This window comes from Aeromonas sp. QDB30, assembly GCF_027707645.1.
GTDB lineage: Bacteria > Pseudomonadota > Gammaproteobacteria > Enterobacterales > Aeromonadaceae > Aeromonas > Aeromonas caviae.
In genome coordinates, this window is record NZ_JAPCIY010000069.1 from 1 (window position 1) to 22,590 (window position 22,590).

Consider the following 22,590-nt stretch of genomic DNA (forward strand, 5'->3'; position numbering starts at 1 on the left):
GAGTGCCCACACAGATTGCTTGATTCAAATTGTTAAAGAGCGTCACGCTTATCGCGTTGAGGAGGCGCATCTTACGCTCCTCACTTCGAAAGTCAAGCGGTTGTTTTCGCTTTTCTTTCGGCGCTGGCTTCACAAGGAAGCGAACTCATCAGTTCGGCGTGGTCCGCCGTGCTGGTAGGGGCGCATTATAGGGAGCCGCGCCGTGATGACAAGGGCTTTTTCACCGAAAAGAATCGTTCGCTCAGATATACAGCAAAGCGGTTCTATTTCGTTCGCATCACCACCATTTCGGGCTGTCATTGGATTTAAATTGAACATTTGAAAAGCCACTTTATAATTGGCTTTTCAAATGTTCAATTAAGGTTTCATTCATGCACCAGATCCTGGATAGCCGCAAAGAGGAGAGAATCGTTCCTCTGTTCCGCCTCGGGTTTCGGCCTTTCTTCCTGTTCGGCGCCTTGTTCTCGGCTTTGGCGATGCTGGGCTGGCTGGGGCAACTCAACGGCTGGTTCGCTCTGCCCGGGATTAGCAACCCCATCTGGTGGCATGCACATGAAATGCTGTTCGGCTTTGGTGCCGCCATAGTGGCGGGTTTTCTGCTTACCGCCGTCCAGAACTGGACCGCTCACCCAGGTGTACGCGGTTGGCCGCTGGCACTGGTCGTGGGATTGTGGGCAATCCCGAGAGGCCTGCTCCCCTGGTTTGGAGAAAGCAATGTCACTCTGATGGTCATGGACCTGGCCTGGTTGCCCCTCTGTACGTGGTTTCTCGCCAGACCCATCATAGTGACGCGCCAGTGGCGCAATCTCTTTTTTGTTCCCCTGCTTCTCGTGTTGACCCTGCTCAATACCGCTTGCTGGCGGTGGCATGCCGAATGGCCACTGGTGGAACATATCCTGCTTGCAACCGTGCTCCTCTTCACGACCCTGATTGCCGTCATGGGAGGACGTGTCATTCCCTTCTTTACCGCCAGAGCCACTGGGACGGAAAAAGCATTACCACTGCCGTGGCTGGAGCGCATTGCCCTCGCATCTCTGTGGCTCATCCTGCTGCTCTGGTTAGTACTCCCGACCCAGTGGGTCATCGGCATTCAGATGTTCCCTCTATATATAGTGGCGGCAGGGGCTCACCTCTACAGGCAGCTGCGCTGGCGACCCGGAACCACGGTGGCCCACCCCCTGCTGTGGTCGCTTCACCTGGCCTACCTCTTTATCCCACTGGGGCTGACCGCCCTGGCGGCACGCACGGCTGGCTGGCCGATTGCCTTGTCACTGACCAGCCATCTGTTCAGCGCGGGCAGCATGGGGGCCATGATCCTCGGGATGATAGCCCGTGTATCCCTCGGACACAGTGGCAGAGCCCTGCAGATAGGACGCAGGATAACGGCGGCATTTGCACTGGTGATCCTGTCCGCGCTGTTGCGGGTCTTGCTCCCTCTCTGTTGGCCAGATCTCACCCTCACGGGATGGAACCTCAGCGGATGGAGCTGGGTTGCCGCCTACGGTCTGTTCATCTGGGTTTATACCCCCATACTGACCAGTCCCAGGGCTGATGGCCGCCCCGGCTAGTCATCGCGTGGCCATGGCCGGATAGTGGATCAGATTGTGGAAGATGGCGGGAGCGACCCCAAGATTGCGATAGCCATGGGTACGGTCCGCTGCAAACCGGACGGCCTCCCCCTGATCGAGGGAACGCCACGCTCCGTCCACCAGTACCTCCATCACACCGCTGATGACGATGACATGTTCGGTCACTCCGGGTTCATGGGGTTCTGATTTCCGCTGGTAGCCAGGTAGCAGGGTCAGTTCGAACAACTCGAAACCAAAGCGGGCCTCATAGGGGAAAAGCGGGGCAACCTGCATCCCCTCTCCCGCCGGCTGCTGTCGAATATCATCGGCAATACGGTATACCGTCTCTCCCTGTGCCGCTGGTGTCGGCTCAATGAAACTGGAGAAAGAGACCCGAAAACCGGTGGCAATCTTCCACAATGTTGCCACCGTCGGACTGGATTCACCTCGCTCGATCTGTCCCAGCATGGCCTTGCTCACCCCCGTTTCACGGGCGGCCATATCCAGGCTCCATCCTCTTTCAGTGCGCAGCCCTTTCAATCGCTGGGCCAGATAGCGACTCATCTCCTGCATCTGTTCTCCGATTTCTTCGAGCCATATTGTGCGCCATAACGCACAGCGTTATAGTCGAAACCACATTGTACGCAATAGCGCACAAGCTACCAGCATCCACAAGGAAGTTTCCCATGCCCCTAGCCCTCCCCCACATGGTCGCGGGACTCATCGCCGTATTGGTGGGTTACACGAGTTCTGTCGTCTTGATCATCCAGGCCGCCACGGCCGCCGGTGCCGATACAGCCCAGGTCTCTTCCTGGCTATGGACACTGGGTATCGGCATGGGGGTCAGCTGCATCGGCCTCTCCCTCTATTACCGGGTGCCTGTCTTGACGGCCTGGTCTACCCCGGGTGCCGCCCTGCTCATCACCAGCCTGGGGAACTTCAGTCTGGCTGAAGCCATCGGCGCCTTCATCATCTCTTCACTGCTGATCACCCTCTGCGGTATCAGCGGCTGGTTCGACAGGCTGATGCGTCACATTCCCGCCCCCCTGGCGGCCGCCATGCTGGCCGGAGTCTTGCTCAGGTTCGGGCTGGATCTCTTCAAGGTGGCACCGCAAGATCCTCTGCTGCTTGGCACCTTGCTACTGGCTTTCTTGCTGGGTCGCCACCTCTGGCCCCGCTACACCATGGTGCTGGTCCTGGCGGCCGGCATGCTGCTCTGCACCCTGAGGGGCGAGCTGCAACTCAACGAGGTTCACTGGCAACTTTCCACCCCGGTCTGGAACTCGCCAGCCTTTTCCATCGACGCCCTGCTCGGCATCGCACTCCCGCTCTTTCTCGTTACCATGACCTCGCAAAACATGCCGGGCATTGCCATCCTGCGCGCCCACGGCTATCAACCGGCCACTTCTTCCCTGATTGGCTGGACCGGATTCATCGGCGTGCTGCTGGCACCGTTTGGCGGCTATGCCTTCAACCTGGCCGCCATCACTGCCGCCATCTGCATGGGCAAGGAAGTGGATCACGATGTCACTCGACGCTGGCCTGCTGCCGTGTGGGCTGGTTGTTTCTACCTGCTCACAGGCTGTTTCGGTGCCACCGTGGTTGCCCTGTTCAGCGCATTCCCTGCGGTGCTGGTCACCTGCGTGGCCGGGCTGGCGCTGCTCGGCACCATAGGCAGCAGCTTGCACAGCGCCTTGCAGCAGGACGAGGAGCGGGAAGCCGCGCTACTGACTTTCCTTGTGACTGCCTCGGGGATCACCCTGCTCGGGGTCGGGTCTGCCTGCTGGGGATTGCTGATCGGAGTGACATTGCATCAAGTCAACCGGCTCCGCGCCTGACCTGACCATCTGGGGAGACTCCAGTGAGACGCAGCACATAATCCTGAGAAGAGCGTTCACATATGAACCTTATTCCTTTCTAGTGACAAAACGGCGCAGATCCTTCCCGACAAGCGCCGTTGTCAGACTCAATACTGGAGAACGAAGATGAGGAATCAGGCTGTCATTTTGTTACTGGCACTGCTGGGCGCCACCACGACCCAGGCTGCCGACACCGATCGGGAGCTGGCACGCCAGCTCGCGCTGCAGCAGAAGAACCTGCTGCCGCTCCTGAACAATCAGGAATACCAGAGTCCACTGCCCAACCTGCTGCCAAAGGCCAGCCCGCGCCTGAAGCGCCAGGCTCGGGATGCCAACCAGGCGGCCATCCGTCGGCAAGGGCTGGATGGGGAGGTCAGGGAACTGATGCAACTGCGGCTGGCCAATCCGGATCAGGCGGATGCACTGCAACAAGGGGTTGAGCCACTGGTTGCCTACATACCAAGTGGTGACGAAAAGAGCTGGAGCGCCATCGAGGCGTTCGACAGCGCCGGCAGCCCGATCTATCTCGATGTGAACCAGCCGCCGGCGCGGCCGGTACTGGTGGTGGAGGCCGATCCGGTCAAAGCCAAGAATGCCGGCCTGAAGGTGATGCGAAAGGCGCTGGCTGCCGCCGACATGCAGGTGACGCCCCGTGCCACCAGCAACACCACGCCCCTCAAGACCAGCATTCTCAAGAAGATCAGGCTCAACGATGATCAGGAGCCCTGGCTGCTGGGCGCCGCCGAGGTCTATGCCGTCGTGGCCGGGGTCAATCCTGGCAGGGACGAGCCCGTGGTAGATATCGTCGACATGCCCTATCTCGACTACGACAACACCGACTACACCCCCAACCAGATCCTGGTCTATTGGGATCGCTACCGCTGGGGAGCCGTCGACGTGGTCATGATGGAGCAGGATGACAACGTCAATTACAAGGAGCTGAGTGCCCTCCTGATTGACGCACTCAAACTCGGCTTCACTGCGGGCGGCGTACCCGAGGCCCTGCCCTTCCTCGACCTCGGCGGTCGTATCGTCAAGGCACTTCCGGACTCCTGGATGACCAACAACGACGACTACCTCGACACCTTCTATACCCTGGAGCAGGACCAGAGCTATCACCAGTATCCCGGTGCCGCCGGCAATGCAGTCATCGATCTCGAGCCCAGGGAGATCCAGCCAACCCGGCCCTGACTGTCGCTCAAAACAAAAAGCCAATGAGAAGACTCATTGGCTTTTCTGTATCAGAGCCGCGGATCAGGCCTGACCTTTCGGCCTCACACCCAGTGTGTGACAGATGGCGTAGGTCAGCTCTGAGCGGTTCAGGGTATAGAAGTGGAAATCCTTCACCCCTTCCTGACTCAGCACACGCACCTGGTCGATGGCAATGCTGGCTCCCACCATGTTGCGCGTCATCTGATCGTTTTCCAGCCCTTCGAAACGCTGGTGCATCCAGCGCGGGATTTTCACGTTGGTGAAACCGGCAAACTTGGCCAGGGTCTGGTAGTTGGAGACCGGCAGTATCCCCGGCACGATCTCCGCATCGATACCGATGGCGGCGCAGCGATCCCGAAAACGCAGATAGGTCTCCACATCGAAGAAGAACTGGGTAATAGCCCGGTTGGCACCGGCATCTATCTTGCGCTTGAGGTTCAGCAAGTCGGATTGCGCACTGCGAGCCTCGGGGTGGCCTTCCGGATAGGCGGCGACCGAGATGTCGAAATCGGCTTCGGATTTCAGCAGGGCGACCAGATCGGTGGCATACATGTCAGGCTTGTCGAGGCCGGGGGGCAAGTCGCCGCGCAGGGCCACGATGTGACGAATGCCGCTGTTCCAGTAGTCACGGGCAATGGTGCGCAGCTCGTCACGGCTGGCGTCGATACAGGTCAGGTGCGGGGCGGCGATGAGGCCGGTACGCTCCTTGATGTCCTTGATCACCTTGTGAGTGCGGTCCCGGGTGCCCGAGTTGGCGCCATAGGTCACAGAGACGAATTTGGGCTCCAGCACCTGCAGGCGCTCGATGGACTGCCAGAGGGTGTTCTCCATCCCTTCGCTGTTGGGCGGGAAAAACTCGAAACTGACCGATATATCGCCACCCAGATCCGCCAAACTCTGGTTGAGTGCCTCAACCTGACGCGCGCTGTGAAATCCCATCTGCTCTCTCCCTGTCCTGCAACCCATTCCTTCACGCCAAAACGGATGTTTGGACGTCTAAACGTCTTTCTATCTTTATGAGAAAACGGATCAAAGTCAATACCGATTTGTCAGCGACAAGGGGGATTGCCGATTTTTTTATTTTGCAATTCAACCTAAGTAATGAGCGACCCCATCCCAAAATGCTGTCAGGCACGCTATGATGCGGGCGGATCGTCCTGGACGTTCTGAATCTGCGTGTGATTGTTTGGCCGGGTTTCCCGGCCTTTTTTTAACTTCTTTCCCCGCCTGCCGATAAGCAATTCAAGCGTTTGCAGGAGCCCCATCATGGAAGATCACCCCGGTTTTGCCACCGATCTGCTGTTCGATCGCTATCAGGGCGAGGTGACGGATCATGATGCGTTCTGGACCGTGCGCACCCCGGGCTCTCCAGACTACTACTTCGGCAACTACCTGTTGCTGCCCACCCCCCCAAGCGATCGTGACAAGGGCTGGCTCGAGGCCAGTTTCGACAGGCTGATTGGCTGGGATCCCCGTATCCGCCACCGCACCTTCCAGTGGCCTCTCGCCGCAGGCCAGAACAGCCGGGTCGCCGGGTTCGTGGCGGCGGGGTACCAATACATGGAGTACGTGGTACTGGCGCTGGGTGCAATGGAGTGGCAAGCCCCCACCGGCAGCGACCTGGCTCCGGCTCGCCCGTTCACCGCGGCGGACTGGGATCAGTGGCTCGCCTTCGAGCTGGCAGAGCGGGATCCCGCCCATTCGGAGGAGCGCTATCTTCCCTATCTCTTGTCACGCCGCCAGCTCTATCAGGCCATGATCGATGACGGGCTCGGACAGTGGTGGGGGTTATGGCATCAGGATCAACTGGTTGCCAGCTGCGGACTCTTCTTCACCGGCACCCTGGGACGCTTTCAACTGGTGCGCACGCACGCAGAGTGGCGAAACCGGGGGCTCTGTCGTCTGTTGCTGAGCCAGGTCGCACACCAGGGACTGGCACGGGCCAGTTCGCTCATCATAGTGGCAGACGAGCACTATCACGCCCAGCGGGTCTATCGCACTCTGGGTTTCGTGCCGGTGGCCCGTATTGGCAGCCTGTGCCGCTTGCCACGGGAATGACAGGTCATCACGCAGATGAAGAACGGGAGGCCAAGGCCTCCCGTTCTTCATGGTGAACCATCAGGGCTGTGCCCCCTCCAGTTCGCTGGCGAGCGCCTCCTCCACTTCGGCAGGAGGCGCTGGAGCGACGGCTCCGGACACCGGTACTGACGGAGGCTGGGTCGCGCTTGCTCCGGAAGGCGCTTGTCCATCCGGCACCACAGGCGCAGCAGGTTCGGTCCCGATGGCACCCGACACAGGGACGGCAGGCACGCTCGCCTCACACTGACACTCCTGTCCCTTGCCCTGGTTGCCCTGATGGGGGGCATACCACCCTTTCAACCCCTGTTCCAGGCGATCGGCCGCCGCCTTGGGTGCCACGGTTCCCAGCAATACCTGCTGGCTCACCTCGGCCAGTTCATCCCCGAGCTTGGGAGTGCCGCGGGAGAGGATCTGAGTGGCAACCCGGATGGTGGAATCGCACTGATCCCGCCACTCCATCATCTCTCTGGCCGCCGGATTGGTGGCTTCAAAGAAGTGGTTGGAGAGCGAGAAGAAGCCGGGCAGCGAGTTGGTATAGAGCTCGGCAAACTGGGGAGTGGTCAACCACTGCAGGAAGGTCATGGCGGCCTCCTTGTTCTTGCTGGCCGGATTCATCCCCATACCGATATCGGTGTGATCGGTGAAGAAACAGCCATCCCCCTGCTTTGCCACGGGCGGGCGCATGACACCGAAGTCCACCTTGCCGGTGAAGGGGGCAATCTCCCAGGATCCCGCCGCATAGAAGGCAGCCTTGCCCGAGGTGAACAGCTCGTTGGTGGTGGCGTAGTCGCGTCTCTCGCCCCCCTCCCCCAGGTAGTCACGCCAGCGGGCCAGCTCCTCGAACACCTTGACGTATTGCGGGTTGTTGAAGCGCTCCTGGCCCCCGATCAGCGCCAATCGACCATCCTCTCCCTTCCAGTAGTTGGGGCCTATGTTCTGGAAACCGAGCTCGGAGGCAACCCAGCTCTCCGAGCCGCTCACGGCGAGGGGAACGTAGCGACCATCCGCCTTCACCTTGTCCAGGGCCGCGAAGAATGCCTCGCGGGTCTGGGGTACCGTCAGCCCCAGCTCACTGAATATCTTCTTGTTGTAGAAGAAGCCGTGAATCACCGATGCCATGGGTACGCAGAAAGTCTGGGCGCCACTGTCGGTCTGCCAGGGGGATTGGGCAAAGCTCGGGAAGTTCTCCATCCCCGCCATCTCGCTCAGCTCCACCAGATGGCCCGCCTTGAACAGGGCCAGGGAGTCGTCAAACGGGCGGCAGGTGATGAGATCCCCCGCCTTGCCCGCCTTGAGGCTGGCCCAGAGGGTCGGCATGTACTCGACGTTCTGCACCCCGTTGAATTTCACCTGAATACCCGGGTGGGCGGCCTCGAATGCAGGAATGATCTTCTGTTCCCACAAGGCCTTGTCATCTATGCGCCAGCTCTCTATCACCAGCTCGCTGGCCATCAGCTGGCCACACAACAGGAGACTCAGGGCCCCGATCCACTTGTTAGCCATAAGTCCTCCTACACCTTGAAATGGGCGATCAATTGCTGCTGCTTGGCGACCAGATCCGCCAGCACCTCACTGCTGCTGGCCGATTCCCGCGCCTCCCGCTCGGTCTCGTAAGCCACATCCGCAATGCCGGCGACATGACGGGCAACCCCCTGACTCACGGAGATCTGTTCCTGGGCGGCATGAGCCACCTGATCCGCCATCGCCTTGATGGCACTCATCCGCTCGGCAATGGATTGCAACGCCTCGTCCATCACCCGGGTCTGGGCCACGCAATCCTGGGTCTGCTCCTGGCTGCGTGCCATCACGGCCACCACGTGCTTGCTGGAACTTTGCAGGTTCTCGATCATGGCCTGGATCTCCTCGGTCGAGGTCTGGGTCCGGTTCGCCAGTGCCCGCACCTCGTCCGCCACCACCGCGAAGCCGCGACCGGCGTCCCCCGCGCGGGCCGCCTCGATGGCCGCGTTCAGCGCCAGCAGGTTGGTCTGCTCGGCGATGCTGCGGATCACGTCGAGGATGCTGCCGATGTTGTCGCTGAATTCCCCCAGCTTGTGGGTAATGCCGACCGCCTCTTCCATGGCACCCGCCAGTTGTTCGGTGATCTGGCGCGTAGTCGCCACCTGTTTGCGTCCGGCGCGGGCCTCTTCGTCCGCCAGGTCCACCTCACGCTTGGTGCCGTCAGTGGAGCGCGCCACCTCGGTCGCACTCACCTCCAGCTCGGTGATGGCGGCAGCCACCTGATCGGTCTGGCTCTTCTGATCCTGCACCCGTGACATGGCCCGCTCGCTTATCTCGGCGGCGCGGCTCGCCTCGTCCACCAGATGGCGCGAGCCGGCATTGATCTGGGCGAGCAGTTCGCCAGTCTTGTCTGCCAGGGTATTGATCGAGCGGGTCAGGCTGCCAAACTCGCAGCGGCTCTGGTAGTCGATGCGCCGGGTCATGTCACCCGTGGCCATGCGATCCAGCTCCCGATCGATGAGTTGCAGCGGACGCTGGATGCTGCGGGCCGTGGTGTAACCGATGAGGAGCGCGGCGGCTGCGGAGATGGCCGACACGATCAGGATCCAGGCGCTGGCGCTGCTGACGGCGTCATCCGCCCCGACCCGGCTCGCGCTGGCAATGCTGCCCGCCGATTTGGCCATCTCGTCCAGCAGCGCCAGGCTGTTGACCAGACTGGTGTCGAGCTGCTGGTTCAGGGACTGCAGCGAGGCCGCCAGTTGCTGGCCATTGCGCATGGTCGCCAGCAACCCTTTCGGGCCGAGGGCCAGCTCCTGCATCCGATCGAGGTTGACGATGAAACGCTGCCTCACGTCATCGGGCACCTGCACCCGTTCGAGCCGTTTGCGTGCCATCTCGATATCCTTGCCGAGCACCTTCTCCAATTCATTGAGATCGGTCTTGGCATCGGCCCGGCGGATGTTTTTCAGATCCCGGGCAATGCCGGAGGTGATAAGTTCGGCCTTGTTGCGCATGGAGCGTTTGCTCGCGGTCTGCTGCAACAACAGGTCGGCGGCCCACTGGTAGGTATCTTCCAGCCGGATGAACGCCAGCTCCAGTTCATGGCGCCGATCGAGTGCGGCCACCCACTGGCCGTGCTGGGTCAGCACCTGATCCGCCAACCCGTAGAACTCGCGGGTCGCCCCGTCGACCTGGCGGAACCGCTCGCTCGCCTCGGCCACCCCGTCAAACCGGGCCATCTCCTTGCTCTGGGCCAGGAAACGCTCCTGCTGCGCCTTGAACTGGCTGGCCAGTTGCGGCAACTGGGCCGCCTCCTCGCTGGTTCTGTAGGTGAGCACCCAGCGGTTGCTGTCCTGCAGTGCGCCCTTGAGCCCGGCGACCGCGATCACCAAGGGGGTGGCACGATCAGAAACCTGGGAGAGCCCCTCGTTGATCCCCCGGATCTTCAAGATACTGATGAAGCCGAGCAGAACCAGCAACAACAGCATCAGCACGAAGCCGGCGATGATCCGCTGCACAATAGATAAACCCATGGAGGCATCCTCACTCGTTGGGGAAAGGGGTGAATGCCGAGGTTATCGGCAGCGGGATGCAATGGAATAGCGGTTCGTAACGCGATGGCGGGCCAGATCACAGTTGGCGTGACATGGCAGGCAGAAAAGGGCCCGAACAGAGCCGGGCCAAAGAGACATGCTTGTTGTCATGGCCGTGCACCGGCCACGTTTGTCATCAGAAGCGGTAACCGACGCCGAACATGAAGGCCACCGGATCGATGGAGGTGTTGATGGTGCCCACGGCGGTATGCACATCGGTATCGATGTCGATGAGCCAGGCAGAGGCGTTGACGAACCAGCGGTCATTGATCGCCATGTCCAGGCCCACCTGACCCGCCATCCCCCAGGAGGAGTCCACGCTCACATCCGTCCCGGCCAGGGCACCGCGCCCTTCCTCGTCGAAGAAGGTGGTGTAGTTGATACCGGCCCCCACATAGGGGCGCACCTTGCTGTTGGCATCACCGAAGTAGTACTGCGCCATCAGGGTCGGCGGCAGGTGTTTGACCTTGGCGACCTCACCCAGGCCGGCAGTCGACACCGAGTGGGAGAAGGGAGTCGCGGCCAGCAGCTCGACACCCCAGTTGTCCGTCAACATGTAGGAGAGGGTCAGGCCAAGCTGCATGTTGCTGTCGATCTCCAGCTCGCCCGTCCCCAGCACGTTGTCACTGCTGGTCTGGGGAGAGACGAACGCCAGGCCACCACGGACCAGGATGTCACCGGCCTGATGTGCCATGGCGACGGGGGAAGCAAAAGCGGCTGCGATTAACAGAGGAAGGATCTTTTTCATCACATTATTCCTTTTTTGTTTTCTTTCTATGTTGCAAGCCCGAAAACTATAAAAGGATGTGAATGGCCGGTTATTGATTTAGCTCAATAGTTATCAAGAAATAGATAGATGTACACGGCAGCTTTGATTGGGCAGTCAAACCGCAGATGAAAATAAAAAGTCATTCAAATACATGATGATGCCTTAAATTACCGCATCATCATGAAATGTAAAATACCAATTAAATACACCTTAAACACCTTCATATCACCTTTCAATTGTTGTTTAATTATGCCCCTGGGCGTATTTTATTAATGCGATGTAACCACGCTGTAATTTGAATTTTATGAAACCACAGACACGCAAAGACAAAATTCTCGGCATTCTTGCCGCCATCTGGGGGATAGGTTCCTTCCTCTTCATTCTGCTGGGTTTCCTGTTCGCTCTCGCCTTCCTGATGCTGACACACTGAGTCTGCCGGACGAGTCCCTCTTTTCTCCCTCTCATCCCTGGCCGGGCGCCAGACCGGCGCACCTCGCCCACCGGCCAACAAAAAAGGGGCCTTGGCCCCTTTTTCTCGAGTGACGCTTATTTCTCCAGTAGAGGAGCGAGGAAGCGCGCCGTGTGGGACTCCTTGCAACGGCTCATCTCCTCAGGCGTACCCGTCACCAGGATGCGGCCACCACCAGCGCCCCCTTCCGGGCCCAGATCAACGATCCAGTCCGCGGTTTTGATGACGTCCAGGTTGTGCTCGATGATGACGATGGTGTTGCCCCGATCCCGCAGTTGGTGCAGTACCTTGAGCAACTGCTGGATATCGTGGAAGTGCAGCCCCGTGGTCGGTTCGTCCAGGATGTAGAGGGTCTGGCCGGTGTCCCGCTTGGAGAGCTCCCGCGCCAGCTTGACCCGCTGCGCCTCGCCGCCAGAGAGCGTGGTGGCGGACTGACCGAGCCGGATGTAGGAGAGGCCCACGTCCATCAGGGTCTGCAACTTGCGCGCCACCGCCGGCACCGGATCGAAGAAGGCACGGGCATCTTCCACCGTCATCTCGAGGATTTCGTGGATGTTCTTGCCCTTGTACTTCACCTCCAGGGTCTCGCGGTTGTAGCGCTTGCCCTTGCAGACGTCGCACGGCACGTAAACGTCCGGCAGGAAGTGCATCTCCACCTTGATGACCCCGTCCCCCTGGCACGCCTCGCAGCGTCCCCCCTTCACGTTGAAGGAGAAGCGGCCCGGCTGGTAGCCACGGGAACGCGCCTCCTGGGTGCCGGAGAGCAGCTCGCGGATCGGGGTGAACAGGCCGGTGTAGGTGGCCGGGTTGGAGCGCGGGGTGCGGCCGATGGGGCTCTGGTCGATATCCACCACCTTGTCCAGATGCTCCAGCCCCTCGACGCTGCGATAGGGCGCAGGCGTGGACTCGCTGGCCTTGTTCAGCTCGCGGTGGGCGATGCGGAACAGGGTGTCGTTGATCAGGGTCGACTTGCCGGAACCGGAGACGCCGGTGACGCAGGTCATCACTCCGATGGGCAGATCCAGGTTGACGTTGCGCAGGTTGTTGCCGCTCGCCCCTTTCAATTTCAGCCACTTGCCGGTGAGCGGGGTGCGCTCGGCCGGGATGGCGATCTGCTTGCGCCCGGAGAGGTAGTCACCGGTCAGGGACTCGGGGTTCGCGATGATCTCCTCCGGCGTCCCCTGGGCGACGATGGCACCGCCGTGCACGCCAGCCCCCGGACCGATGTCGAGCACATGGTCGGCGAGGCGAATGGCATCCTCATCGTGCTCCACCACGATCACGGTGTTGCCGAGATCACGCAGGTGAGTCAGGGTCTTGAGCAGCCGCTCGTTGTCACGCTGATGCAGACCGATGGAGGGCTCGTCCAGCACGTACATGACCCCCACCAGGCCAGCCCCGATCTGGCTGGCCAGCCGGATCCGCTGCGCCTCGCCGCCGGAGAGGGTCTCGGCGCTGCGCGACAGGCTCAGATAGTTGAGGCCGACGTTCACCAGGAAGCCGAGCCGCTCGACGATCTCCTTGAGGATCTTGTCCGCTATCTGGGCACGCTGACCGGACAGGTTCAACCCTTCGAAGAAGGCCAGGGCATCGCCGATGGACTGCTCGGCGATGGCGGGCAGGTTGCGATTGTCCACGAAGACGTGGCGGGCTTCTTCCCGCAGTCGGCTGCCACCGCAACTGGTACAGGACTTGTTGGCGATGTATTTGGCCAGTTCTTCCCGCACCGCGTTGGATTCGGTCTCCCGGTAGCGGCGCTCCATGTTGTGCAGGATCCCCTCGAACGGGTGCTTGCGCACCACCACGTCGCCGCGGTCATTCATGTAGCGGAACTCGATCTCGGTGCGCCCGGAACCACGCAGGATCACCTCCTGGGTCTTGAGCGGCAGATCCTCCCAGGGGGTCTCCAGGTCGAACTTGTAGTGATCGGCCAGGGATTTGAGCATCTGGAAGTAGTAGAAGCTGCGTTTGTCCCAACCACGGATGGCGCCGCCGGCCAGGCTCTGGCCCGGATCATGGATGAGCTTGGCGGGATCGAAATACTGCTGCACCCCGAGACCGTCACAGGTGGGGCAGGCCCCCGCCGGGTTGTTGAAGGAGAAGATCCGGGGCTCCAGCTCCGACATGGAGTAACCGCACTCGGGGCAGGCGAAGTTGGCGGAGAAGGTCATGGGGGCAACCCCCTCCTCCCCGTCCATCGGCACCACCAGCACGATGCCGCCGGAGAGAGTCAGCGCCGTTTCGAACGATTCGGCCAGGCGCAGGGCCAGGTCATCGCGCACCTTGAATCTGTCCACCACCACCTCGATGGTGTGCTTCTTGTGCAGCTCCAGGGCGGGAGGATCCGACAGATCGCACACTTCGCCGTCGATGCGGGCGCGGATGTAACCCTGGGCCGCCAGGTTCTCCAGCAGCTTGGTGTGCTCCCCCTTGCGGTTGCGCACCACGGGGGCCAGCAGCATCAGCTTGGCGCCTTCGGGCTGGGCCAGCACCTGATCCACCATCTGGCTGATGGTCTGGGCCGCGAGCGGAATGGCGTGGGTCGGGCAGCGTGGCTCGCCGACCCGGGCGAACAGCAGCCGCAGGTAGTCGTAAATCTCGGTGATGGTGCCGACGGTCGAGCGCGGGTTGTGGGAGGTGGACTTCTGCTCGATGGAGATGGCAGGCGACAGCCCCTCGATGTGGTCCACGTCCGGCTTCTCCATCAGGGAGAGGAACTGGCGGGCATAGGCGGAGAGCGATTCCACATAGCGGCGCTGCCCCTCGGCATAGAGGGTATCGAACGCCAGGGAGGATTTGCCCGAACCGGACAGGCCGGTGACCACGATCAGCTTGTCACGTGGCAGGATCAGGTTGATGTTCTTGAGGTTGTGGGTGCGGGCACCCCGGATCACGATTTTTTCCATCTTGTTGCGCGCTCGATACGGGAACCAGAGCGGGCCAGTATGGCATAGAGACTACTGGATGAATAGACAGTCTTTCCTTCCGTACCCCTTCCTCAGAGATACTCCTTGGCCCAGCTCACCGCCTGCAACCGGTTCTTGACGTTCAGCTTCTTGAAGACGTTGTAGAGATGGGATTTGACGGTGTGTTCACTCACGAACAGGCTGTCGGCGATCTCGGTGTTGGAGGCCCCCGTCATCAGGTGACGCACGATCTCCTGCTCGCGGGCGGTCAGCAGCGTCTGCTGACGCTGAGGTTGCCCGCTCCCCTTGCGGTAGTAGTCCACCAGGTCGCACAGCAGGTGGCGCGGGATCCAGTACTCCCCCTGCAACACCTTGCGGATGCCGAAGACCAGCCTGTCCAGCGTGTCCTGACGAAAGAAGAGCCCGCTGGTATGGGGCCACATCAGCAGCAACTCTTTGTTGGTGCTGGTCGGGGCATTGAGCAACACGGCACTGGCCTCGCCAAAGCGCTGGCAGATGGCATTGCTCCACAGCTCCTGCTGGGTCGACTTGAGGTAGTCCAGATCGATCAGCAGCAAGGTTTTGGGGGCGCCCTCTGCAACGTCTGGCAGGTCATTCAGCTCCCCCACCAGCAAGATGGGCAGACCAAGCTCTTCACTGAGGTGACGCTGGAAACGGGAGGCTTGTGCGTTATTTTCGGTGATCAGCACCAGGAGGGAGTCGGGCGTCATCAAGAGAACTTCCTTGCACATTCGAGTCGGGGCTTTTTGGCAAGGAAGAGTACCAATCCCCCTCCTGGCTGCAGCATTAAAAAAGTATTAGACGCATCGGTGGCTCCTTTGAAGCCCAGCAATTTTCCAGCCAATACAATTGGCTAGCACGCCCCCCCCATTTGGGGGGTCAAGTAGTGCCGGTGCGCACCATAACAGCTCCGCCCTCTTCACGCAGCCTGCCCCAGCCGCCTCCCCTTGCTGGTGACACCTTACCTCGGGTAAGTTACTCAGGCTGTGGCGATCCATTGACGCCACAGTGGCAGGGAAGATGTGCGCTCATGCCCGTCAACTGGTACTATGGCGGCCAAACGCTGTGGCCGATCCATGACGCCTCTGCCGGCAAGCTCCGGCGCAGCCAGGACACTGAGGAGAGATGACACCCGTCCAGGGCGCGCATCTCGTTGCAAACAAACGCATTATTGAATGGGCCCAGGCATCTGGCCTGGCCGGTATACATAAGGGTGGAAGAGAGATTATGGCCAGTCGAGGCATCAACAAAGTCATTCTGATCGGTAACCTGGGGCAAGACCCGGAAGTGCGCTATATGCCGAGCGGCGGTGCCGTGACTAACATCACCCTGGCCACCTCCGATACCTGGCGCGACAAGCAGACCGGTGAGCAGAAAGAGCGCACCGAATGGCACCGTGTCGTCTTCATGGGCAAGCTGGCCGAAGTGGCCGGCGAGTACCTGAAGAAGGGCTCCCAGGTCTATGTGGAAGGCAAACTCCAGACCCGTAAATGGCAGGATCAGAGCGGCCAGGAGCGCTACACCACCGAGGTGCTGGTCGACAGCTTCACCGGTGTGATGCAGATGCTGGGTGGCCGTCCGCAGGGCGGTGGCCAGGGCATGGGCGGCCAGTCATCCCAGGGCAACTGGGGCCAGCCGCAACAGGCTGCACCGCAACAGAACATGCAACGTCCTGCTGCCCCGCAGCAGAACATGCAACCGCAAGGCGGTTACGGCCGTCCGGCCCAGCAGCCACAATCTGCCCCGCCGGTCTACAACGAACCGCCGATGGATTTCGACGACGATATTCCGTTCTGACTCATGTAAGAGTTAAAGTGTAAAGAAAAACATTTAGAACATCCTAAAGTGACCGTAACCCAGCAGAAATGCTGGGTTTTTTAATTTGACAAATTTATTGCCAATCAGACTCATACAGGTGTAAGTTGTTGTATCAATAAAGTGTAAGAATAGGCTTGCCTATGTATAAGTTGGAGATCATAGTTTTTGAGAATGGTGAGCGATATCCGATCCTGATGGGTAGCGATGGAATGCCCCATTTTCTTGCTACGCTCTGGGTTACAGCTAAGCTACGCAGCAGCATGGCCGTGAATACTATTTCGAATCGACTTCGCACGTTGAAATGGTTTTTTCAATGGGAGGAAAAGGAAAGTCGAGAGCTATTCTTAGAGTTCCAGCAAGGACTGTTTTTAAGCCAAGTAGATATTGATAATATCAAAGAGCATCTTAGTCTCGATATTTCCCACATAAATGGCTTGTCTAATAAAAAAAGTAGAAGTAATGTCATTGATATTGGTATAACACCGAAACTTATCCAAGTAACTCCATCTGTTGCACGTAACAATATTTATAATAGGTTAACAGTCATTGCAGAATACTTGAAATTCATTGCTACAATAGCAGTCCAAAATAAAACGAATCATTTTTTTACCTCTGCTATTGAGAAAATGACTCATGATATCTTGGCTTTGCGCCCTAAAGGTAAAGGAAAGAAAACTATCAGCAATGTTGACGGCAAGAACATACCTGATGGTTTGATTGATGAGTTCATGTCTGTGGCACATTTTGAACACCCTAAAAACCCTTTTAAAGACCTATCAACTAAAAAACGAAATCATCTGATGTTTGTTCTTTTATATGAGCTTGGTATACGCAGAGGGGAGTTGCTATCGCTCACCATGGGTGAGAACTTAGATATATTAGGCTCGAATAAGTATGTCACAATAAGACGACTCCATGACGACAAACATGACCCTCGAAAGAGACAGCCTGTAGCAAAAACAAGAGAGAGAAAGTTACAGCTAACAAATTATACTGCTGCCCTTATAGATGACTATATAATAAATATCAGAGCGAAAACGCCCAATAGTGGAAAACATCCTTATCTATTTGTTACGCATAGAAAAGGGCCAACACAAGGGCAACCAATCAGTATTAGCACCTTTGACACTATCATTGTACCTGCAATGAAAGCAGTTGATGAACGCTTCAAAGCTATTCATCCACATTATTTTAGACATAACTGGAATCTGAATTTTTCCCGTCTAGTTGATAACAATAATGAACTTGCTACAGACCCCAAAAATAAACGAACCAGAGTTGAGCCAAGTGAGGAAGCTAAAAAGCGTATGCATCAGATGGGACACTCTTCCGAAAGTTCTGCTGAGCCATATATGGTGCGACATATTAGAGAAAAAACCAATAAAATAATTTTGGAAGAACAAGAAAAATTTAAACAGAAATTAGCCTCTTTAGACAGCTATAAGGAAGAGTAATGAGCAGCATAGTATCTATTGCCCAAGAGTACAATTCTGCTCATCTCGACCCAGCAGAACGGATATCCAAGGATGGCTACCGCTTTAACATTGATTCAAATCTCTGGGTTTTAAATAAAGATAAAAACATTTCATTTACCAAAGACGTATTATCTATAGAAAAAAAGTTACTAGATGGATTGAGAAAGACGTTATCTATTTATGCGGAAGAGCAATCAGCAGCTCATGCATCCAATATGTATTATTTGTTTCAAAAATTGTTACGTGATACCAAATTTAAATCTCTTGATGAGCATGTAATTCTAAATTGGCATAGTATGCATAATAAGGACAATGAGTATCTCTTAGGCTCACTTCGTGGTTTCCTTATTAGCTGGCATGAGTATGGATATTATGGCGTTTCTAAAGATATGGTCCAATTGTTAGATTCGCTAACTATTTCAGGAAATAAAAAAGGTATATCAGTAGCAAATAGATGCCCCTACTCAGGGGCATTTACAGACAATGAAATGCTTGCTCTTAATAACGAGCTTATACGCCTATTCAAGGAAGATAGCATATCTTTTTCCTGTTATGCCTATGTGAACTTGCTACAGGCGACAGCTAGACGCCCTATCCAGTTACGACAATTGAAATCAATTGACCTACAAAAATCTCAAAATACTAAAGACAATCATTTCGATTTCTATCTAAATATACCAAGAGCAAAGCAACGTGGAGTCGGCTTCCGTGAGGAATTCAAGAAGTTAGCTATCACTGAAGAGTTATATATCATTCTACTCAATTTTATTGAGCAGGAAACTAAGAAGTTAAAATCTATATTTAATACGGAACTGACGCCAGAGCAAAGCTCTCAAATACCTGTATTTATCGATTGGCCTATAGTTGATAAATTGTCTATCCAGAAAAATCAACTGGACGACGCCATGCTAGCCTCAGACATATTGCACATATCAGCAACGGATATTCGAGAAATAATACTAAAAGACTTTAAAGTTAAACAAAAAGCTATCTCAGAAAGGACTGGTGACTACATACATATCACTGCTCGTCGTTTTCGCCATACACGAGGTACAAACCTTGGCCGAAAGGGGCTAGGGCCGTTAATCATTGCTGAAGCATTAGATCATAATGATACACAGAATGTGATGATTTACACAGAAAACACCGCAGACACAGCAACCTATATCGATAAAGCGATTGGCAAGCAATTAGCCCCATTTGCCAATGCATTTCTTGGAAGAATTATAGAACAACTAGACGAAGGTGAGCGCGGTTCAGATCTCACAGCCCATGTACCCAATATGGAAAATGAAGTTGTTGGTGCATGTGGTACTAATGACTACTGCGTGAAAGGCTATGAGAGTTGTTATACGTGTATGAAATTTAGGCCTCTATTAGATGCTCCACATGAAAAATTATTAGCCTCCCTTTATGCAGAAAAAGAAATTAGGCTTAAAGAAACCAAAAGTGAGGAATATGCATCAACCAAGGATCGGCTAATTTTAGCTGTTGAGTGGGTTGTACAAAAATGTGCCGAGATGAAAGAAGTGAGGTCTAATCAATGAATGAAAATGTCTTTTATTTCAAATCAACCGCAGAAATCGCTGCGGAGGAAAACTTAATTAATTTCATTCAGAATTGCAAATCCAAGCTCACTGCTTTTGGGCATGATTGTTGGGATCAGGATAAATGGTCAGCCGATTTGGGCACTCGTCGCGTTGTTGCTCGTTTTTCCACAAATACAAAGCCATCAAACAGCTATAGCTACTCCCCCTTAAATGGCCCATTTATAGACTTTGCAAAAGCATATATCCGATATATTTATTCATTAAATCCTGTAACCAACCTACAGCGGCATATTGAAGCCATAAGAGTATTAGAAGAGGCTTTGCTGTTATCAAAGGGAAGTGCTGACATCCTTTTACTTGATGGCACCGTTTTAGCCTATCTAGATGAGGTATTTCAGGCACGAATATCTGACCCAACGGGAAGAAACAAGGCAGGATATCAAATGGAGTTAATATTAAACTTCTGCCGAGATAATTTTATTAGCCCTAGCCTCCCTCAGTGGTCAAACCCATATAAAAAAATAAAAGACCTCACGATTAGTCTTGACGAGAAGGGCAAGGAGCACCGCTCGAAAAAGCTGCCCTCTGATGAAGACATGCTCTTAATAGCACAACTCTTTCATGATGCACCAAGCTTGGGCATAGAAGCCGAATATTTTAGTGCTGTGATGACACTTCTCATGCTAGCCCCCTCACGGTGTTCTGAGTTATTCTCATTGTCTACTGAGTGTATCGTCTGGGAAGAAGATCGAGCCGGAGAGAAAAAACTCGGTATTCGTTGGATTCCAGCCAAAAATGGCAAAGAAGGGATAAAGTGGGTTCCAACTGTTATGCAAGATGTAGCATTAGAAGCTATTGCCCGTTTAACTAGAATTGGTGAGCCTGCTCGACACGCAGCTAGGCAAGCAGAATATAATAATAATACATCTGAAAATACAGAGTTTGTAAATGGGTTTAAGTGCTGGCCTTATGTTGATAGTGCAAGAAGCGTTAAAGTTTCACAAGCACTATTGCTCTTTAGGAAGTATGAGTTCCATAAAGATTTTAGTGTCATAAACGGCTCATTTTGTCTGCCAACAGTTAATCTAATTAACGACCGTTTTGTGCAGAAAGAGTCTCGTAGTTGGTCATCACTTTGGAGCAAGTATAACATTTCAAAACCTGATGGTACGCATATACAAATACCATCACACAATGCAAGACATTGGTTAAGCACTAAAGCCGAACGTGGTGGGATGGATGAGCAGACCCTGGCGCATTGGGCAGGAAGAGCAAGGTTAGCTGACAATAGAAGTTACGACCACAGGACAGAAGAGGAGAAGGCCAGTTCGATAATCCCTGTTCTATTACCTGAAAAATATTCGGTATTAGATAAAATTAAACAAAATCTTCCAGTCAGCTATGAGGATATTGGCAAAGATCTAATTGGCACAGCAATTATTACAGAGCTAGGTATTTGCGAACATGATTTTGCAATGATGCCATGCCAACTAAACGGTGATTGTGAAACCTGTAAAGAATTAGTATGTATCAAAGGTTTTAGTAGTTCATTAGAGCTATTGAAAACTCGTGAAAAACAAGTTTCTGCGCAATTAGAAAATGCATTAAAAAATCGTCACATGGGTATGTTTGGTGCAGATCGTTGGGTTAGCTCACATGGATGGCGACTTGCCCACATAAGAACAAAAATCAGACTGCTGGAGGATACCAGTATCCCTGATGGCACACCAGTTCGTATTCCTGATGAATATGACCCTTCTCCCGCGAAACAAGCCCTTTTGGATAAAGGCATGAACACTGAGATCCAAACACCAGAATCCATTGAGGCAAAAATGAATGAGATTATGAGGTTACTTGCATGCCCAAAATAGTAATTACCAAAGATAATATATCTTATGTCCTAAGTATCATTAACACATGGGAAGGGAAGTTGACATGGGATCTTCTCTGCCAGAAAGTTACAGACAAGCTAAATATTGCAGGAGGAGTTCAGCGTCAATCTCTATCGAGTTACGAGGAAATTCAAGAAGCATATACGAAAAGAAAACAGTATCTGAGAGAGAGACCACTACCACCAATTGAGAATGATAACCTTGATGAAACTCTTAAATACTTAATCCAACGTGTTGCCATACTCGAAATTGAAAGAGATCAGTTGAAGAAACTGAATGACGCGTATAAGCAGAGATTTATAAAATGGCAATATAATGCTTATAGACATGGCGTACATATGACATCCATTGATAATAAACCTATTGATGTTTCTGAGCTAAAAAAACTGATCGATATACTCGAAAGACCCCTTTCAGGGGTAAAGCGACAATAATAGGTTATCTAATAACAATATCTTAAAAATAACTAGATTTATAGAAAACATGATGCTTCGTATGGGAGAAACAGCTAAAGATCACCGTTCTGCTGGCTCCCTTACAGAGAGAAATATAGGAACTTGCCAGCCATCACAGTTTTAGGAGATAACGCCATGCTCAATGCGGCCAATCAGATCGAGAACAGCCTCAGCCCCTATCGGAGTGCTCAACATCTGTAAAGGGCATTCCTCACCCAACGCTCTGGCAGGTGAGTTTAGCCACTTAATAACTACCGACATGTCTCCATCAAAGAGTGATTTTGTAGCATCTAACACCCTGACTAACATATATATTTTCCCGCTATGCTCTACCGAAAGAACTTTCTTATCCTCTTTATTCTTCCTATGATAGTTTGCGCGACTGATACCTACCCACTGGCAAAGAACGACCTCATCAATATTTGTTTCTGAAGATAGTTTTGCCACAATGTCAGAAGATAATCCTGCCAGGATCTTCATATGTGCTTCGACAGGTTGCTTAGGCAACGACAAAGCAGCTAGAAGACTGACGGGATTTCTGACCGAAGCCTTGGGTTTGTACGGAGCTCCTACATTCATAACCATCTCACTTACATCAAGTTTTATATCACATGAACAGCCCTGTGCCCCATAGTGGAGGCTACCAGCCCTACCCGAGTGGTGGTGTTTCCCATAGTTCGGGCCGCCGGTCCCCATGAAGTAGTGTTGCTTCCTATAGTAGAGACTGTAGGGCAAGATCGTCTACTACGGCACAGTCAGTCCATATCGCATGTATGTGAAACATATCGTCAGCCGTGTCGAATGCGACAAGCTGAGCGAGAAATACTGGAAAAACAAGGAGTAACCACATGTTAAATCTTGCATTGGTTCAGATTAGAGAAGCATTGGCTCATATACAGGACCTTAAGAAAACACTTCATTTGAAATTCCTTCTAAGGTCCTGTTCTGTATCGATTTTCGCTGCTT

At 54.7% G+C, this 22,590-nt stretch carries 18 protein-coding genes; 10 read left to right on the top strand and 8 right to left on the bottom strand.

Going from position 1 to position 22,590, the window contains the following annotated elements; translation table 11 throughout:
* The first annotated feature begins 371 nt into the window (after positions 1–371).
* A complete protein-coding gene (locus PG896_RS16900; protein ID WP_270835971.1) occupies positions 372–1,568 on the top strand; it encodes an NnrS family protein in 1,197 nt (398 codons plus the stop codon).
* Here the strand turns inward: PG896_RS16900 and PG896_RS16905 are convergent, their stop codons facing one another.
* Positions 1,569–2,141 (bottom strand): helix-turn-helix domain-containing protein, encoded by a 573-nt coding sequence (locus PG896_RS16905; RefSeq protein WP_210538185.1) that lies wholly within the window; start codon positions 2,139–2,141, stop codon positions 1,569–1,571.
* Between the two features lie 113 nt (positions 2,142–2,254).
* On the opposite strand from PG896_RS16905, the gene PG896_RS16910 reads away from it, so the two are divergent.
* Positions 2,255–3,406: a benzoate/H(+) symporter BenE family transporter gene (locus tag PG896_RS16910; protein WP_246876643.1), complete on the top strand. Its 1,152-nt coding sequence runs from the start codon at positions 2,255–2,257 to the stop codon at positions 3,404–3,406.
* Positions 3,407–3,553: 147 nt separating this feature from the next.
* Complete coding sequence (locus tag PG896_RS16915) at positions 3,554–4,618, top strand: DUF3103 family protein (RefSeq protein WP_161470229.1); 1,065 nt, start codon at positions 3,554–3,556, stop codon at positions 4,616–4,618.
* 63 nt (positions 4,619–4,681) lie between these two features.
* Here the strand turns inward: PG896_RS16915 and metF are convergent, their stop codons facing one another.
* Positions 4,682–5,578, bottom strand: coding sequence for a methylenetetrahydrofolate reductase (gene metF / locus PG896_RS16920; RefSeq protein ID WP_010674220.1), 897 nt, complete (start codon positions 5,576–5,578; stop codon positions 4,682–4,684).
* A gap of 327 nt (positions 5,579–5,905) precedes the next feature.
* On the opposite strand from metF, the gene PG896_RS16925 reads away from it, so the two are divergent.
* Entirely contained in the window at positions 5,906–6,697 is a 792-nt protein-coding gene (locus PG896_RS16925; protein WP_270835972.1) for a GNAT family N-acetyltransferase, read from the top strand.
* 60 nt (positions 6,698–6,757) lie between these two features.
* Here PG896_RS16925 and PG896_RS16930 read toward each other — a convergent pair whose 3' ends face one another.
* The 3 genes from PG896_RS16930 to PG896_RS16940 form a co-directional block, all read right to left on the bottom strand.
* Positions 6,758–8,221, bottom strand: a complete 1,464-nt coding sequence (locus PG896_RS16930; RefSeq protein ID WP_270835973.1) for an extracellular solute-binding protein — start codon at positions 8,219–8,221, stop codon at positions 6,758–6,760.
* An 8-nt stretch (positions 8,222–8,229) separates the two neighbouring features.
* On the bottom strand, positions 8,230–10,209 hold the full coding sequence (locus PG896_RS16935) for a methyl-accepting chemotaxis protein (RefSeq protein WP_039040116.1): 1,980 nt from the start codon (positions 10,207–10,209) through the stop codon (positions 8,230–8,232).
* A 196-nt stretch (positions 10,210–10,405) separates the two neighbouring features.
* Positions 10,406–11,017 carry an OmpW family outer membrane protein gene (locus tag PG896_RS16940; protein WP_010674216.1) on the bottom strand — a complete coding sequence of 204 codons (612 nt, stop codon included), beginning with the start codon at positions 11,015–11,017 and terminating at the stop codon, positions 10,406–10,408.
* Positions 11,018–11,342: 325 nt separating this feature from the next.
* Here PG896_RS16940 and PG896_RS16945 point away from each other — a divergent pair, with 325 nt between their 5' ends.
* Positions 11,343–11,468: a hypothetical protein gene (locus tag PG896_RS16945; RefSeq protein ID WP_010674215.1), complete on the top strand. Its 126-nt coding sequence runs from the start codon at positions 11,343–11,345 to the stop codon at positions 11,466–11,468.
* A gap of 116 nt (positions 11,469–11,584) precedes the next feature.
* On the opposite strand, the gene uvrA is transcribed toward PG896_RS16945, so the two are convergent.
* Positions 11,585–14,413, bottom strand: coding sequence for an excinuclease ABC subunit UvrA (gene uvrA, locus PG896_RS16950; protein ID WP_270835974.1), 2,829 nt, complete (start codon positions 14,411–14,413; stop codon positions 11,585–11,587).
* 92 nt (positions 14,414–14,505) lie between these two features.
* Entirely contained in the window at positions 14,506–15,144 is a 639-nt protein-coding gene (locus PG896_RS16955) for a LuxR C-terminal-related transcriptional regulator (RefSeq protein WP_010674213.1), read from the bottom strand.
* Between the two features lie 517 nt (positions 15,145–15,661).
* Here PG896_RS16955 and PG896_RS16960 point away from each other — a divergent pair.
* The 5 genes from PG896_RS16960 to PG896_RS16980 all read left to right on the top strand — a co-directional run bounded on the left by PG896_RS16960 (position 15,662) and on the right by PG896_RS16980 (position 21,603).
* On the top strand, positions 15,662–16,231 hold the full coding sequence (locus PG896_RS16960) for a single-stranded DNA-binding protein (RefSeq protein ID WP_010674212.1): 570 nt from the start codon (positions 15,662–15,664) through the stop codon (positions 16,229–16,231).
* Positions 16,232–16,392: 161 nt separating this feature from the next.
* The gene (locus tag PG896_RS16965) at positions 16,393–17,706 is read left to right on the top strand and encodes a site-specific integrase (RefSeq protein WP_198497383.1); all 1,314 of its coding nucleotides are present in this window, start codon (positions 16,393–16,395) and stop codon (positions 17,704–17,706) included.
* Positions 17,706–19,274: a site-specific integrase gene (locus tag PG896_RS16970; protein ID WP_270835976.1), complete on the top strand. Its 1,569-nt coding sequence runs from the start codon at positions 17,706–17,708 to the stop codon at positions 19,272–19,274. Before PG896_RS16965 ends, PG896_RS16970 begins: the two co-directional genes overlap by 1 nt.
* The gene (locus tag PG896_RS16975; RefSeq protein WP_270835977.1) at positions 19,271–21,148 is read left to right on the top strand and encodes an integrase; all 1,878 of its coding nucleotides are present in this window, start codon (positions 19,271–19,273) and stop codon (positions 21,146–21,148) included. The genes PG896_RS16970 and PG896_RS16975 overlap by 4 nt, the downstream gene beginning before the upstream one ends.
* Positions 21,136–21,603, top strand: a complete 468-nt coding sequence (locus tag PG896_RS16980) for a hypothetical protein (protein WP_270835978.1) — start codon at positions 21,136–21,138, stop codon at positions 21,601–21,603. The genes PG896_RS16975 and PG896_RS16980 overlap by 13 nt, the downstream gene beginning before the upstream one ends.
* A gap of 141 nt (positions 21,604–21,744) precedes the next feature.
* Here the strand turns inward: PG896_RS16980 and parS are convergent, their stop codons facing one another.
* Complete coding sequence (gene parS, locus PG896_RS16985) at positions 21,745–22,203, bottom strand: type II RES/Xre toxin-antitoxin system antitoxin (protein WP_270835979.1); 459 nt, start codon at positions 22,201–22,203, stop codon at positions 21,745–21,747.
* Between the last annotated feature and the right edge of the window lie 387 nt (positions 22,204–22,590).

Coding starts and splice junctions, on each gene's coding strand:
- PG896_RS16940 (WP_010674216.1), bottom strand. CDS start 11,017: ATGAAAAAGATCCTTCCTCTGTTAATCGCAGCCGCTTTTGCTTCCCCC.
- PG896_RS16945 (WP_010674215.1), top strand. CDS start 11,343: ATGAAACCACAGACACGCAAAGACAAAATTCTCGGCATTCTTGCCGCC.
- PG896_RS16905 (WP_210538185.1), bottom strand. CDS start 2,141: ATGCAGGAGATGAGTCGCTATCTGGCCCAGCGATTGAAAGGGCTGCGC.
- parS (WP_270835979.1), bottom strand. CDS start 22,203: ATGAATGTAGGAGCTCCGTACAAACCCAAGGCTTCGGTCAGAAATCCC.
- PG896_RS16925 (WP_270835972.1), top strand. CDS start 5,906: ATGGAAGATCACCCCGGTTTTGCCACCGATCTGCTGTTCGATCGCTAT.
- PG896_RS16965 (WP_198497383.1), top strand. CDS start 16,393: ATGTATAAGTTGGAGATCATAGTTTTTGAGAATGGTGAGCGATATCCG.
- PG896_RS16930 (WP_270835973.1), bottom strand. CDS start 8,221: ATGGCTAACAAGTGGATCGGGGCCCTGAGTCTCCTGTTGTGTGGCCAG.
- uvrA (WP_270835974.1), bottom strand. CDS start 14,413: ATGGAAAAAATCGTGATCCGGGGTGCCCGCACCCACAACCTCAAGAAC.
- PG896_RS16955 (WP_010674213.1), bottom strand. CDS start 15,144: ATGACGCCCGACTCCCTCCTGGTGCTGATCACCGAAAATAACGCACAA.
- PG896_RS16915 (WP_161470229.1), top strand. CDS start 3,554: ATGAGGAATCAGGCTGTCATTTTGTTACTGGCACTGCTGGGCGCCACC.
- PG896_RS16960 (WP_010674212.1), top strand. CDS start 15,662: ATGGCCAGTCGAGGCATCAACAAAGTCATTCTGATCGGTAACCTGGGG.
- PG896_RS16935 (WP_039040116.1), bottom strand. CDS start 10,209: ATGGGTTTATCTATTGTGCAGCGGATCATCGCCGGCTTCGTGCTGATG.
- PG896_RS16970 (WP_270835976.1), top strand. CDS start 17,706: ATGAGCAGCATAGTATCTATTGCCCAAGAGTACAATTCTGCTCATCTC.
- PG896_RS16900 (WP_270835971.1), top strand. CDS start 372: ATGCACCAGATCCTGGATAGCCGCAAAGAGGAGAGAATCGTTCCTCTG.
- PG896_RS16910 (WP_246876643.1), top strand. CDS start 2,255: ATGCCCCTAGCCCTCCCCCACATGGTCGCGGGACTCATCGCCGTATTG.
- metF (WP_010674220.1), bottom strand. CDS start 5,578: ATGGGATTTCACAGCGCGCGTCAGGTTGAGGCACTCAACCAGAGTTTG.
- PG896_RS16975 (WP_270835977.1), top strand. CDS start 19,271: ATGAATGAAAATGTCTTTTATTTCAAATCAACCGCAGAAATCGCTGCG.
- PG896_RS16980 (WP_270835978.1), top strand. CDS start 21,136: ATGCCCAAAATAGTAATTACCAAAGATAATATATCTTATGTCCTAAGT.